Raw genomic sequence first — 266 nt, forward strand, 5'->3', positions numbered from 1 at the left:
GGCGAGGTGGTCGGTCAGGTCGTGCAGACCATGAAGGACATCAACGACAGCAGCCGCAAGATCAACGACATCATCGGCGTGATCGACGGCATCGCGTTCCAGACCAACATCCTGGCGCTCAACGCCGCGGTGGAAGCTGCGCGCGCCGGCGAGCAGGGCCGCGGCTTTGCGGTGGTGGCTGGCGAGGTGCGCAACCTGGCGCAGCGCAGCGCCGAGGCGGCCAAGGAGATCAAGGGCCTGATCAACGCCAGCGTGGAACGCGTGGA

General features: G+C 66.9%; 1 protein-coding gene. It reads left to right on the plus strand.

Features of this window, described 5'->3' with window-relative positions:
- The coding region (locus tag ACLIJ1_RS23345) for a methyl-accepting chemotaxis protein (protein WP_411367975.1) at positions 1-266 on the plus strand (266 nt) is incomplete at both ends.

Origin of the sequence: Hydrogenophaga sp. RWCD_12, from assembly GCF_046604225.1 — a bacterium.
Classification (GTDB): Bacteria; Pseudomonadota; Gammaproteobacteria; order Burkholderiales; family Burkholderiaceae_C; genus Hydrogenophaga.